At 51.8% G+C, this 13,353-nt stretch carries 16 protein-coding genes and 1 pseudogene; 6 read left to right on the top strand and 11 right to left on the bottom strand.

What is annotated here, in order from left to right:
- Positions 1-394, bottom strand: a 394-nt coding sequence (locus tag IBX50_RS05810; RefSeq protein WP_292254167.1) for an Rpn family recombination-promoting nuclease/putative transposase, incomplete at its 3' end; no start/stop codon positions are given.
- A gap of 85 nt (positions 395-479) precedes the next feature.
- Between IBX50_RS05810 and IBX50_RS05805 the strand changes: the two are divergent.
- Positions 480-608: pseudogene (locus tag IBX50_RS05805) on the top strand (flagellin); the annotation flags it as partial.
- 75 nt (positions 609-683) lie between these two features.
- Here IBX50_RS05805 and IBX50_RS05800 read toward each other — a convergent pair.
- From IBX50_RS05800 to IBX50_RS05780, 5 genes are all read right to left on the bottom strand, one after another.
- The gene (locus IBX50_RS05800; protein WP_292254166.1) at positions 684-2,573 is read right to left on the bottom strand and encodes a M48 family metallopeptidase; all 1,890 of its coding nucleotides are present in this window, start codon (positions 2,571-2,573) and stop codon (positions 684-686) included.
- 2 nt (positions 2,574-2,575) lie between these two features.
- Positions 2,576-3,172, bottom strand: a complete 597-nt coding sequence (locus tag IBX50_RS05795) for a LemA family protein (protein ID WP_292254165.1) — start codon at positions 3,170-3,172, stop codon at positions 2,576-2,578.
- Between the two features lie 141 nt (positions 3,173-3,313).
- A complete protein-coding gene (gene groL / locus IBX50_RS05790; RefSeq protein WP_292254164.1) occupies positions 3,314-4,963 on the bottom strand; it encodes a chaperonin GroEL in 1,650 nt (549 codons plus the stop codon).
- A 58-nt stretch (positions 4,964-5,021) separates the two neighbouring features.
- Positions 5,022-5,309, bottom strand: coding sequence for a co-chaperone GroES (locus tag IBX50_RS05785; protein WP_292254163.1), 288 nt, complete (start codon positions 5,307-5,309; stop codon positions 5,022-5,024).
- A 164-nt stretch (positions 5,310-5,473) separates the two neighbouring features.
- The gene (locus tag IBX50_RS05780; protein WP_292254162.1) at positions 5,474-5,950 is read right to left on the bottom strand and encodes an FxsA family protein; all 477 of its coding nucleotides are present in this window, start codon (positions 5,948-5,950) and stop codon (positions 5,474-5,476) included.
- A 222-nt stretch (positions 5,951-6,172) separates the two neighbouring features.
- Here IBX50_RS05780 and IBX50_RS05775 point away from each other — a divergent pair, with 222 nt between their 5' ends.
- The gene (locus IBX50_RS05775) at positions 6,173-6,934 is read left to right on the top strand and encodes an SDR family oxidoreductase (RefSeq protein ID WP_292254161.1); all 762 of its coding nucleotides are present in this window, start codon (positions 6,173-6,175) and stop codon (positions 6,932-6,934) included.
- A gap of 75 nt (positions 6,935-7,009) precedes the next feature.
- On the opposite strand, the gene IBX50_RS05770 is transcribed toward IBX50_RS05775, so the two are convergent.
- Complete coding sequence (locus IBX50_RS05770) at positions 7,010-7,327, bottom strand: ComEA family DNA-binding protein (RefSeq protein ID WP_292254159.1); 318 nt, start codon at positions 7,325-7,327, stop codon at positions 7,010-7,012.
- Between the two features lie 161 nt (positions 7,328-7,488).
- Between IBX50_RS05770 and pyrF the strand changes: the two genes are divergently transcribed.
- On the top strand, positions 7,489-8,190 hold the full coding sequence (pyrF, locus tag IBX50_RS05765) for an orotidine-5'-phosphate decarboxylase (protein WP_292254158.1): 702 nt from the start codon (positions 7,489-7,491) through the stop codon (positions 8,188-8,190).
- Here the strand turns inward: pyrF and lapB are convergent.
- The 3 genes from lapB to ihfB all read right to left on the bottom strand — a co-directional run bounded on the left by lapB (position 8,168) and on the right by ihfB (position 10,034).
- The gene (lapB, locus tag IBX50_RS05760; protein ID WP_292254156.1) at positions 8,168-9,349 is read right to left on the bottom strand and encodes a lipopolysaccharide assembly protein LapB; all 1,182 of its coding nucleotides are present in this window, start codon (positions 9,347-9,349) and stop codon (positions 8,168-8,170) included. The genes pyrF and lapB overlap by 23 nt on opposite strands.
- Positions 9,350-9,379: 30 nt before the next feature.
- Positions 9,380-9,685: a LapA family protein gene (locus tag IBX50_RS05755; RefSeq protein WP_292254154.1), complete on the bottom strand. Its 306-nt coding sequence runs from the start codon at positions 9,683-9,685 to the stop codon at positions 9,380-9,382.
- A 61-nt stretch (positions 9,686-9,746) separates the two neighbouring features.
- A complete protein-coding gene (gene ihfB / locus IBX50_RS05750) occupies positions 9,747-10,034 on the bottom strand; it encodes an integration host factor subunit beta (protein ID WP_292254153.1) in 288 nt (95 codons plus the stop codon).
- A 218-nt stretch (positions 10,035-10,252) separates the two neighbouring features.
- On the opposite strand from ihfB, the gene IBX50_RS05745 reads away from it, so the two are divergent.
- Both IBX50_RS05745 and IBX50_RS05740 read left to right on the top strand, forming a co-directional pair.
- Complete coding sequence (locus IBX50_RS05745) at positions 10,253-10,567, top strand: succinate dehydrogenase assembly factor 2 (RefSeq protein WP_292254152.1); 315 nt, start codon at positions 10,253-10,255, stop codon at positions 10,565-10,567.
- Positions 10,568-10,607: 40 nt separating this feature from the next.
- The gene (locus IBX50_RS05740) at positions 10,608-10,925 is read left to right on the top strand and encodes a hypothetical protein (protein WP_292254151.1); all 318 of its coding nucleotides are present in this window, start codon (positions 10,608-10,610) and stop codon (positions 10,923-10,925) included.
- Between the two features lie 16 nt (positions 10,926-10,941).
- Here the strand turns inward: IBX50_RS05740 and nadB are convergent, their stop codons facing one another.
- Positions 10,942-12,567: an L-aspartate oxidase gene (gene nadB / locus IBX50_RS05735; RefSeq protein ID WP_292254150.1), complete on the bottom strand. Its 1,626-nt coding sequence runs from the start codon at positions 12,565-12,567 to the stop codon at positions 10,942-10,944.
- 152 nt (positions 12,568-12,719) lie between these two features.
- On the opposite strand from nadB, the gene rpoE reads away from it, so the two are divergent.
- The gene (gene rpoE / locus IBX50_RS05730) at positions 12,720-13,316 is read left to right on the top strand and encodes an RNA polymerase sigma factor RpoE (protein WP_292254149.1); all 597 of its coding nucleotides are present in this window, start codon (positions 12,720-12,722) and stop codon (positions 13,314-13,316) included.
- The last annotated feature ends 37 nt before the right edge of the window (positions 13,317-13,353 follow it).

Here is a 13,353-nt window from a genome sequence, read left to right as displayed (position 1 = left end):
CAGCCATGAATAAATCAAAATCCAGTAGATGGATGCCGATGACGGCTTTGAGTTCCGCATAGTCATCACCCGCAATCAGTTGATCACCGAGCAGCCGTGCCATGTAAAAGGCGCTGCGTTTGCCCCAGTCATTATAGCGCCGAACCTGCATTTCGATGTTGTAAAGATTGCCCTGCTGGTCTTTTGCCAGAATATCCAGCACGATGTGCTTGCCGGTCATTTCTTCCGGTGTGATGGCGGGATTGAGGATTTCGACCTCGGTAATTTCAGGAAGATCCGGGCGCAGGTCGTTAATCAGATGGACTAACGCATCGGGGCACTCTGTGAAAGCACGTTTGAAGACGTAATCATTTTTGGGATCAAGTTGCGGGTAGTCTGTCTGCGTATCAGTCATTGGTCAGTCCTTTGCAGTTCTAATGACCATCAGTGTAATGAAAAAAAAGTTCAACGCCAGTGTTTGAAAGGCTGCTGCCCGCAGCCGGGTGCAGGATACCGACTTTGCGGTGGAAACCTCTGCCCTAGCGAAACAACAGATCCTGCAGCAAGCCGGAGTTGCTGCTTTAGGGCAGGCCAATGCATCCGCTCAGGTGGTGTTGGGGCTACTGTAAAAAAACAACCCCGATGGTCTTAAGCAAACCATCGGGGTTGATCATTCAGAATTCTGGTGATCCCATGCTGCAGTTTTAAGTCAGTAACAACGGCGGTAACGGGCAATCGAGGCTGACCCCCAGAACACGGAAGATTTCCGCCTGGTTGCGGCTGATGTGTCCGTCGGCAGTAATTGCCGCAGCTATGGCTTTGAGTAACCGAGGTTTGTCCAGAGGTCGCAGTTGGTTGAGAGATTCCAGTATTTCATCCAGACGACTGAGCTGCAGTTTATCTTTGGGGATCAGTTCCAGTGATGGATGATCCAGTTCTGCCAGGGCAGAGGCAAAACTCTGCTCGGCAGCCTGAGAGTCCGCAGCACTGAGCCAGACCAGCAGAGACAGCAGCTCTTGTGCAGGTGCATGTAACTGGTGAAGTTTGTGGTGGTGTTGAGGTTTGCGGACATCCAGGCTGTGTTTGATCAGGCGGGACAGACTCCACTCAAATAGGCTTAGGCGTTGATCGGCACGGATCAGCAGGGCCATACAGCGATAAAAACGATCCTTCTGTTCTGGCGTCAGGTATTTAAGGGCTGGCAGACTGAGTTCTGCCAGAGCCAGGCGCTGATCTTCTTTGACTGTTTGCAGAGCTTCTTCCAGCTCACCAAGTGCATGCAGGGTTTCCGATGCGGCCTGTTGATTCAGGGCGCTTAACTGATGCTCACGGATTTCTGGGTCTTTGCTCAACAGCAGGCCATAAATCACCGCACGAGCAGTCCAGGGTTCGTGGGTGGCTTCCTGCAATTGTGGATTCAGTTCTCTAAGCGTTTGTTGCGCCTGCTCTAGGTGAGCTTGGTCGGGCTGCCCCATGGCGGCAATTGAGGCCTGAGCTGCTGCTGCCAGGGAGAGGGTTTTATGCAGTCGTTCTTCAGGATCAGCTTGTTTTCTGGTGGATTCTTCTTGCGCTCTGGTTTTTCGGGTGGTGGTCTCTGGCAAGGGACCGGCATTCAGGCGTTTTATTCGCTCTTCCAAAGGTGGATGGGTGGCTAGAAGGCTAGAAACAGAGCTTTTCAGGGCATTGCTGAAAAACATATGGCTGAACTGTTCGGACTGCCCGGCTTGCAGGGTGGAGTGTTCGGGGAGCTTGCGAATTTTGTTCAGAGCACCGGCAATGCCCTGGGGGTTGCGGGTGAACTGTACTGCCGAGGCATCAGCCAGAAATTCACGCTGACGACTGACAGCTGCTTTGATTAGTTTGCCGAAAAAAATACCGATGGAGCCAATAACCAATAGCACCAGACCCATGGCAAGAATACCCATGGTGGCACGGCCATCACGTGAAGAACCACGGAAACGCGCGGCTGTAACGCTGTGCATTAGCAAACGACCACCCAAGCCAATGATCAGTATGCCATGCAAAATGGCAATCAGGCGCAGGTTAAGCCGCATGTCACCATTAAAAATATGCGAGAACTCATGGGCAATCACACCCTGGAGTTCATCACGATTAAGCTGCTGGATTGCACCACGGGTAATACCAATAACCGCATCCTGAGGTGAATAACCGGCAGCAAAGGCATTAATGGCTGGGTCTTCCAACAGGTAGACCGGAGGCACGGGAGAACCGGATGCCAGGGCCATTTCTTCGACCAGATTCAGCAGGCGGCGCTCTTCGCTGTCACGCGTGTTGGGTGTTAATAAGCGCCCACCTAGAGCCTCAGCTACTACCTTGCCGCCACCTTTGAGTTGCAAGTGTTTAAACAGACTGGCAAAAGTCACAATCAGCAGAACCGTCACGCTGACATTAATCAGGATTTTCCAGTCATCCGATGACATTCCACCTTGCAGAAAGGCCAGGTTGCCATCGTTAAAAAAAGCCATCAAGACCACTGAAGTCAGGCCAATCAGGGTCAGAATGGCCAGGATGAATAACACCACCAGGCGACTGGTGTGTTTTCTGGCTTTTTCCTGATGTTCAAAAAAATTCATGGTTAGAAAGACACCTTGGGCGCAGCCTGAATCTGTTCAGAATCTGCAAATTCCAGCAGGGTGGCATCCGTGGCATGACCGACCATCCCAGCAAACACCACGGCAGGGAAACTCTGGCGAGTGGTGTTGTATTCCATCACTGCATCATTAAAAGCCTGGCGGGCAAAAGCCACACGGTTTTCGGTGCTGGTCAGCTCTTCGGAAAGTTGCTGCATATTCTGGGAGGCTTTCAGATCAGGATAGGCTTCCATCAACATGTTAAAGCGACCCAAAGCACCACCCAGTGCACTTTCTCCCTGAGCCAGCTGATTGATGGCCTGGGCATTGCCCGGATCACCTGCGGCTTTCTGCAAACCAGCAGAGGCTTGATTGCGCGCCTGAATGACAGCTTCTAGGGTGTCGCGCTCATGGCTCATGTAACCCTTGGCGGTTTCCACCAGGTTGGGGATGAGGTCATAACGCCGCTTAAGCTGTACTTCAATCTGGGCAAAGGCATTTTTGAAACGGTTTTTTAACGCCACCAGGCGGTTATAGGTGGTAATCAGAAAGAAGGCCAGCAGTAGAATAACGGCTAAAACAATAATCCAGGTGAAGTCCATCAGGGTAGCCCTTTTATGAGTGAGGGGTAGCGTTCAGTCTAGCCTAACTTAGTTGTCAGTCATTAAAAAGCCCCGACTTTCAAAAGAAAGCCGGGGCTTTGGTGTGACAGCAGGTGTCAGCGTAAGCGGTAAGGCAATGCCTTACATCATGCCACCCATTCCACCCATGCCGCCCATTCCACCCATGTCGCCCATGCCACCGGCACCTTTTTCTTCTGGGTGTTCTGCAATCATGCACTCGGTGGTGATCATCAGACCGCCAACAGAGGCTGCAGACTGCAGGGCAGTACGGGTGACCTTGGCTGGGTCAAGTACACCCATTTCTACCAGGTCACCATACTCACCAGTCTGAGCGTTGTAACCGAAGTTACCGCTGCCTTCCTTGATTTTGGCAACAACAACAGAGGCTTCTTCACCCGCGTTGGTGACGATTTGACGCAGCGGTGCTTCCATGGCGCGCAGGGCAATGGCAATACCGTGGTTCTGGTCTTCGTTGTCGCCTTTGATGTCCTTGATTGCGGACAGCACACGGATCAGTGCAGTACCACCACCGGCAACCACACCTTCTTCAACTGCAGCACGAGTTGAGTGCAGAGCATCTTCAACACGGGCTTTTTTCTCTTTCATTTCCATCTCGCTGGCTGCGCCAACACGAATTACAGCAACACCACCAGCCAGTTTGGCCAGACGTTCCTGCAGTTTTTCGCGGTCGTAGTCAGAAGAGGTGTCTTCCATCTGGGCACGGATCTGTTTCACACGTGCTTCGATGTCTGGCTGGCTGCCAGCGCCATCAATGATGGTGGTGGACTCTTTGGTCAGCACGGCACGCTTGGCAGTACCCAGGTGCTCGATGGTGGCCTGTTCCAGGTTCAGACCCACTTCTTCAGAGATCACAGTGCCGTTGGTCAGGATAGCGATATCCTGCAGCATGGCTTTGCGACGATCACCAAAACCGGGAGCCTTGGCAGCAGCGACTTTTACGATGCCGCGCATGTTGTTGACAACCAGCGTCGCCATGGCTTCGCCTTCAATGTCTTCAGCGATGATCAGCAGTGGCTTGCCGCTCTTGGCAGAGGCTTCCAGTACCGGCAGCAGTTCGCGGATATTGGAGATTTTTTTGTCAACCAGCAGGATGTAGGGGTCTTCCATTTCGGCAGACATGTTGTCCTGGTTGTTAACGAAGTAGGGAGAGATGTAACCACGATCAAACTGCATACCCTCAACCACTTCCAGCTCGTCTTCAAAACCACGGCCTTCATCAACGGTGATAACACCTTCTTTGCCGACTTTCTCCATGGCTTCGGCAATGATCTGGCCGATACGGCTGTCACCGTTGGCAGAAATGGTGCCTACCTGAGCAATGGATTTGGTATCAGTACAAGGCTTGGCCAGCTTTTTGATTTCTTCAACGGCTGCAGTCACGGCTTTATCAATACCGCGCTTCAGATCCATCGGGTTCATGCCGGCAGTTACAACTTTAAAACCATCGTTAACAATGGCCTGTGCCAGAACGGTGGCGGTGGTAGTGCCGTCACCAGCGGCATCAGAAGTTTTGGACGCCACTTCTTTAACCATCTGGGCGCCCATGTTTTCGAACTTGTCTTTCAGTTCGATTTCTTTGGCGACGGATACACCGTCTTTAGTGACCGTAGGGGCACCAAAGGATTTTTCTAGTACCACGTTGCGGCCTTTTGGGCCCAGGGTGGTTTTTACTGCATCGGCCAGAATGTTGACACCGGCGACCATGCGCTTGCGAGCGTCATCACCGAAACGTACGTCTTTAGCTGCCATTTTCGTTTCCTGTTCTAAAATGAGGTTTCACTGAAAAGATGGACTGATTAAAGAAGGTTTAGCCTTCCAGTACACCGAAAATTTCGCTTTCGTTCAGAATCAGCAGTTCTTCACCGTCGATCTTGATGGTGCTGCCTGCGTAGCTGCCAAAGATGATCTTGTCACCGGCTTTTACGGACAGAGGACGCAGCTGGCCATCAACAAAACGACCTTCACCGATGGCAACAACTTCACCTTGTTGTGGCTTTTCTTTGGCGCTGCCAGGCAACACGATACCGCCGGGGGTGGTGGTTTCTTCTTCCATACGACGAACGACGACGCGATCGTGCAAAGGACGGATTTTCATTGCTGAATGTCTCCTGATTTATCAACTTGATCTGGGCTAATGCCCGTTTTTGTTTGCATTATTTCCGGTTACCCGGATGATCGGCACCTTAAAGGTACAGACCAGAAACGATGGGTTCCAAAACTTCGGCTTCGCACTACTTAATTGGGGCAGTGAAATCCATTTCAAGGGTGACGATCATCTTTTCTTTGATATTCACCCTCAAGCACTTTCCCGGATGACGGTGGCTCTTTGGGACTGCCGGTTTCATCCCGGTGGCTACGGTAGTGCGTTCCCCGGTAATCAAAGGTGGTGCCCTGCTGTTTTCTTTTCAAGGGGTGGATCAGAATTTTTCTGGTGAAGGGCAGTAACAACAACAATCCTAGCCAGTCAGAGATAAATCCGGGAATAAATAGCAGTACTCCTGCCAGCCCGACTGCGGCAGTTTCTAGCAACACACCAACAGGTTCTTCACCCTGATGCAGTTTTTCACGCAACACCAGCATCAGGCGTTGCCATTCCAGTTGTACCAGTAATAGTCCCACTGCGGCTGTGGCAATGATCAACAGCAGAGTGGTGAAAGCTCCGGTCTGTTTGCCGACCTGAATCATCAGCCAGATTTCGGCCAGTGGCCAGACAAGAAGCAAAAGCAGGATGGGCATGGAGTTGAGCCTTATTTTGGATATTCTTGAGTTAGTTGTGGCATTGATCCTGTTCTTCAAGGGCAAAGAGTTGATTTTGCTTTGAATGACTGGCAGGTCAATCTTTTTTACTGAGTTTTGCTTAAGCTATTTCGCAAGTGCGAGATGATGGGTTATATTGATTGGGGATTATAGGTATAAACAGCTGTTTTTTCAGTCGATGGACACAACTTGAGGTGAATTATGCAAGTCAAGAATGCTGTAGTCGTTATTACCGGTGGTGGTCAGGGTCTGGGGCGTGCAATGGCACTGAATCTAGCGGCACAGGGCGCACGTTTGGCTCTGGTCGATCTGAATGAAGAAAAACTGCAGGAAACTGTAGCGCTGGTAAAAGAAGCCGGTGGTGAAGGTCATTATTATCTGGCCAACGTTGCTGATGAAGCTGTAGTTGAAAGCACTTTTGAACAGATCGTCAAGGATTTTGGTGCGCTGGACGTTGTGGTAAACAACGCCGGTATCACTCGCGATGGTCTGCTGGTCAAAGCCAAAGACGGTGAAGTGACTGGCAAGATGACGCTGACCCAATGGCAACAGGTGATGGATGTGAATCTGACTGGTGTGTTCCTGTGTGGTCGCGAAGCTGCCGCTCAGATGATCAAGCTGGGTAGCAAGGGTGTCATCATTAATATCTCTTCCATCTCTCGTGCCGGTAACATGGGTCAGACCAACTATGCTGCTGCTAAAGCGGGTGTGGTAGCAATGACTGTGGCCTGGGCTAAAGAGTTGTCCCGTTATGGTATCCGTACTGGTGCTATTGCTCCGGGCTTTATTGCCACGGACATGGTTTCTGCCATGCCGGAAGAAGTGCTGGCTAAAATCTGTGCCGGTATCCCGCTGAAGCGTCTGGGTCTGCCAGACGAAATTGCTCACACCGTCCGTTACATTGTTGAGAACGACTATTTTTCCGGCCGTGTGGTTGAGTGTGATGGTGCCCTGCGCATCTGATTCTGCCTGTTTCTGCAGAAAGCACCCATGCAAAAAGCCCGCAGTTGCGGGCTTTTTGTCATCTGTATTTAGTTGTTAAAAGCTGATCAGCGGTTCCAGCCTTGTCACGGTAGCTGAACCGATACCACGAACCTCCTGTAGTTCACTGCTGCTGGTGAAACCACCTTTCTGTTCACGCAATGTAATGATGGCATCAGCCTTGACTGGACCGATACCCGGCAGAGCAGCAAGCTGTTCAGCACTGGCGTGGTTGATATTGATCCGTTGTGATGCCTGCTGTGCAACTGCCTGCGTAGATTCACTCATGCTGCTGGCAATAGCTGTGGCGTTCAATCCAGACAAGAGCAGTAATAACATGATCAGCGTCGGGATTTTGTGTTTAATTCCTTGCATATCCATGATCCCCATATAGTTGAACATCGACCCCTGTGGTCGATGCTTCAAATCTAGACCCGCCGTAGTATTTTTGTTTTTGCAAAAGGCAATAAACAGGCAAGAGTTGATAAGACTCAAATAAACTGCACTGATATAATATTTTTTAACCAAAAAAACAGATGGAGAAGCCGGTGAACCCTGTAATTGTTGCGCTTGATGTACCTTCTGCTGATCAGGCTTTGGCTCTGGCGGATCAACTGGATGCCAGTCTTTGCCGTGTTAAGGTCGGCAAGGAGCTGTTTACCCGTTGTGGCCCGGAGATACTGAAACAACTGCATCAACGCGGATTTGAGGTGTTTCTGGATCTGAAATACCACGATATTCCGAACACCTGTGCTCAGGCGGTGCTGGCTGCTGCAGATCAGGGGGTGTGGATGGTGAATGTCCATGCCAGTGGTGGACGGCGCATGATGGAGGCCGCTCGCGAGGTGCTGGAAAATAATCGCCTGGATACCCGTTTGATTGCAGTAACGGTACTAACCAGTATGACCGCTGAAGATCTGCGTGAAACGGGTGTGGAGCGTCCTTTGCAGGAGCAGGTGTTGCATCTGGCGCAATTAACCCGTGACGCCGGTTTGCATGGTGTGGTGTGTTCCGCTCAGGAAGCAGCGCTGTTGCAGGGTCAGTTGGGTGCAGATTTTCTGAAGGTGACTCCCGGTATTCGTCCGGCAAACAGTGATGCAGGGGATCAGCGGCGTATCATGACACCGGAGGCTGCGCTGGCTGCGGGCAGTACTCATCTGGTGATTGGGCGTCCAATCAGTCAGGCGGCTGATCCTGGACAGGCGCTCAGGGATATTACTCGCCTTCTACCCCAATAATCGGTTTAACACTGCCCCAGTCGCGGCACTTGGGGCATTGCCAGTACAGCTGCTGGCTTTGAAAACCACAATTGCTGCACTGGTGTTCCGGTTTTTGTTCCAGCAGCTGATAGGTAAGGTTTTTCAGGGTCAGCAGGTGGGCGCGTTCATCACCTGCAGCGTTCTGCAAATACAGATCAATCAGGTAATCCACACCCTTGAGTGAAACCTGGTGGCGCATGTAATGGCCAACCTTGTCTAGTGCCTGTTGGTGCAGGTTTCTGCTGCGCAGGTTTTCTGCCAGATGGATCAGGATAGAGGTGTACTGGTGGTTGAGCAGCAGTTTATCCAGCGTGGCAGCTAGTTCAACCGGTTCATCCAGTCGCTGATAAGCATCCACCAGCGTTTGTAACATGACTGGGATATAAGCTGGGTCCTGATCAGGAATGCGCAGCAGGATACGGATGGCGGCCTTGGCGCTGCCACTTTGTAATTCCAGTTGCGCCATCAACAGGGTGGCGCGGATGCAGGCCTGATCAAAAGCTCCAGCCTGTTTGAGTTGTTTACGCGCAGCAGCAAAGTTGCTTTTGCTCAGTAATTTACTGGCCAGCTCACAGGCATAATGGGCGGCGGCTTTTTTCAGGCGGGGGTTTTCTCGCAGCATGGCTGGCGAAATGGCATGGATGGCCTTCTGCCATTCTTTTTCGCGCTCATACAAATCCACCAGCAGCAGTTGGCTGGCCTGGCTGGTGGGGGTGTTGCTGCCAGTCAGCTCACTGAGCAGCCGCTCAGCACGATCCAGCAGGCCTGCGGCCATAAAATCGCGCGCCAGCTCTAACTGTACCCTTGCGGCTTGTTCTTTGCTCAGGCTGGGGCGGGCAAACAGGTTCTGATGCACTTTAACGGCACGATCCGATTCCCCGCGACTACGGAAAAGATTACCGAGGGCAATATGGGTTTCTATGGTGTCGGAGTTAACTTCCAGTGCCTTGATGAAGGTTTCAATGGCTTCATCCGGTTGTTCATTCAGCAGGTAATTCAGACCAACAAAATAATCTCGGCTTAATTCTCCGGTGGTGCCAGGAGGCGGGCTGCGCCTGCGTCGTTCGCGCCGTCCCAGCCACCAGCCAGCAGCCAGTGCAAGAAAGAGCAGAACAAATAGCAGGATTTCCAGTTGCATGGGAGTTGGTCAATTGTCCTGAGTGTGGCGTTAATCCGGTATTTTCAGCGTCAGGGTACGCAGCTTGTGCAGCTCTTCTTTCTGGTGCTTCAACTGGCGTTCCACTTGCAGGTTGTGGGTTTTGCAGCGGGTCAGCCAGGGCAACATCAGCAGACAACCCAGCAACACACCACAAATCAGGCTGAGTATCAGCCATAAAGCCATGCTGTTTTCCGGCAACTGGATAAACAGTAAATCCAGCGGCACAGGATGCTGGTTGCGCAGGGTGAACCAGATACCCAGTACCAGCAGCGCCAGTACCAGTAAAAAAGTGAGTAGTGATTTGAATAATTGCATACCAGTCCTCAAGGTATATCAGCTATACCTCGGATCGGTGGGTCGGTGCTGCAGACGATGATCAGGATGCTGCAATATTGACCTGATCCCGCAGTTCCTTGCCGGGTTTGAAGTGGGGAACGTATTTGCCTTCCAACTGCACACTGTCACCCGTTTTGGGATTACGTCCGCGTCGAGGTTCACGAAAATGCAGAGAAAAACTGCCGAATCCTCTGATTTCTACGCGTCCACCAGTGGCCAGAGTATCAGTCATATGATCGAGCAGCAGTTTTACTGCGTATTCAATCTGTTTGATGCTCAGGTCGGTTTTCTTCATCGCGATCTGTTCTATCAGCTCTGACTTAGTCATGCCTTTCACTCCGAGTTTGGGTGCTGGTGCTCAAGAGGTATCTAGGTGACAGTTTTATTCTATCCGCCTAGCATAGTTGCCTTTTGTTTAATACACAATAATCGGCTTGCAAACAAGTGCTTAGCTTAAGGTCGCAGAAGTATTTGGTTTGCTGAGAGTTTACGCTTAGACTTGCCGCTTGCCTGTTTATCCGTGAATACATGATTGTTGAGACCCCCATGACTGATTCAAACCCTTCTGTAGATGTAGCTGAACCCCAGCCCACCCCTGAGCGTAATCGCCTTTACTGGCACAGCCGCCGGGGTATGTGGGAGCTGGATCTGCTGTTGATCCCTTTTCTGGATGCCTGTTATGCCCAGTTGGATGACAGTCTCAAGGCGGATTACCAGCGGCTGATCACTGAAGAAGATCAGGATCTTTTTACCTGGCTGATGCGCCGTGAACCCGCGACAGACCCTTCTCTGCAGCCAATCGTGCAGTTGATTATTGACCATGCAGAAAACGGCAGTATCGATCAGTATAAAGGCCTCTGACCGCGGGCGTAGCTGTCTGCTGCTGGTGTATAGCGGGTTGATGCTCGGGTGCCTGCTGCATCCACAGTTGTTAATTCGGCTGCTGGTTCTGCCGCTGGCACTGCATGGCTGGTGGCACTGGCGTTATGCTTTTGGCGCACAGGCCCCTGTGACATTGGAGCTGGAAACGGATGAGGTTTGGCTCACTACCCGGCAGGGAAGTTCTATCAAACTTTCACCACCCTTGCTCTGGCGCAGTCGCTGGTGGCTGGTGTTCCGGCGACCAGGGTTTTTGGTGCCACCCTGGTTGTTGTGGCCAGATGCAGTATCCGCTGAAGAGCATCACCAGTTACGCACCGGCCTGAGCAGCTGGCGATAGATTTTCAAGGAGAGCCTTACCAGCGATCCGGTCGCAGCAGGGTGTCCCGTGCTTCCTCTGCTGTTTTTGGGTAATCCAGAGTGTAATGCAGGCCACGGCTTTCTTTACGCAGCAGTGCAGAACGAATGATCAGATCAGCCACGGTGGCAAGATTACGCAGTTCCAGCAGATCGTTGCTGATGCGATAGTTGGAATAATAATCGTGGATTTCTGACTGCAACAGCTTGATGCGGTGCAAAGCACGTTCCAGACGTTTATCGGTACGGACAATCCCGACATAGTCCCACATAAAACGGCGTATCTCGTCCCAGTTATGGCTGATGACTACATCCTCATCCGAATCAGTGACCTGGCTTTCATCCCAGATGGGCAGCTCCGGTGGTTCCCCGATCTTTTGCAGCTCGATCAACAGGTCTTCTGCGGCCAGTCGTCCATACACCACACATTCCAGCAGTGAGTTACTGGCCATACGATTGGCACCGTGCAATCCAGTGAAGGCACATTCACCAATGGCATAAAGCCCAGGGATTTCGGTGCGCCCCTGATGATCCACCAGAATACCGCCGCAGGTGTAATGTGCGGCAGGCACCACCGGCAGCGGTTCACGGGTCATGTCGATGCCGAATTCCAGGCAGCGCTGATAGATGGTGGGGAAGTGGCTGCGGATAAAGTCAGCGTCCTTGTGGGTCATGTCCAGATACACATGATCCAGACCCAGGCGTTTCATTTCATGGTCAATGGCGCGTGCCACTACATCCCTGGGTGCCAGTTCACAACGTGCATCAAAACGATGCATAAAGGGTTGCCCATCCGGCAGGGTCAGGCGGGCACCTTCACCTCGCAGGGCTTCACTGATCAGAAAACTCTTGGCTTTAGGATGGTAAAGGCAGGTGGGATGAAACTGGTTAAACTCCATGTTGGCAACGGAACAGCCAGCACGCCAGGCCATGGCAATGCCATCGCCGGAGCTGCCATCAGGATTGGAGGTATAAAGATAAACCTTGCTGGCGCCGCCGGTGGCAAGGATCACACTTCTGGTGGCAAAAGCATGCACCCGGCTGCTGGTGTTATCCAGTACATACACCCCCACACAAGCCTGCTGAGGTAAACCCAGCTTGTGGCGGGTGATCAGATCCACCGCCACATGGTTTTCAAAGATACTGATATTGGGATTGGCGTGAACACGGGCGGCCAGCGTTTCGGTGATTGCCAATCCGGTGGCATCGTCAGCATGAAGAATGCGACGGTGGCTATGTCCCCCTTCACGGGTCAGGTGAAAAGGCAGGGGGTTGGAGTCGCAGCTCTGAATCAGGCTGTTGTGGCTTTCTGCCGGTGTAAAAGGTACACCCTGCCCAATCAGCCATTGAATGCTTTTGCGGCTTTCTGCTACCACCTGCTCCACTGTATCTTTATGGCACAGGCCTGCCCCGGCAATCAGGGTGTCCTCAACATGGGCTTCCAGTGAGTCTTCCGGATCAACCACTGTAGCAATACCACCTTGTGCCCAGCGTGTGGAACCTTGCCCCAGTCCTGCCTTGCTGAGCAGGGCGACACGGTGAGCAGTGGCCAGGTGCAGCGCAGCAGTCATACCTGCAGCACCACTGCCGATGACAACAACATCAAAAGAGAGACGGTGGGGCATGAATGGATGTTCCTTATTAAAACCCTGTATTATACAACTGCTTCCAGACTTCTTGGGAAAGCACCAGTCATGCTAAGGTATAGGGCTTTTGACCTGTCTGGCAAGTCTAGATCCTTTTGGAAGGTTTTTGCGGAATGAGGTGGAGTTCCTGAATGACTAGCGCGAGGGAAACAGACCAGAGATTGGTCGAACGTGTTCAGAAGGGTGATAAACGAGCCTTTGACCTTCTGGTGAAGAAATACCAGCACAAGATCATTGCGCTGGTTGGGCGTTATGTGCAGGATCATCACGAAATGCAGGATGTGGCGCAGGAAGCTTTTATCAAGGCCTACCGTGCGCTGGGTAACTTTCGTGCAGAAAGTGCCTTTTATACCTGGATGTATCGAATTGCCATTAACACAGCCAAAAACCATCTGGTCTCCAGAGGCCGCAGGCCGCCCGGTTCTGATGTTGAAATTGAAGATGCGGAAAACTACGGTTTGTCGGTGCATATGAAGGATGACGACACGCCGGAGGCCAATCTGATGCGTGACGAGTTGGAGGAGCGGATTTTTTCCACCATTGATCGTCTGCCGGATGACTTAAAAACAGCCATCAGCCTGCGTGAGTTTGAAGGTCTGAGTTATGAAGAAATTGCTGAAGTGATGCAGTGTCCGGTGGGCACCGTACGTTCCAGGATTTTTCGTGCCCGTGAAGCCATTGACCGTGCCATGGCACCGCTGCTGGATCACCCTGAAACAGTAGACTAATGGGTCTGGAAATAATCATAAAAAATCTGCTCAGTGA

Source organism: Marinospirillum sp. (genome assembly GCF_014859565.1).
Note: the sequence above shows the minus strand (reverse complement) of the source record. Positions and strands in the feature narration are given on the sequence as shown.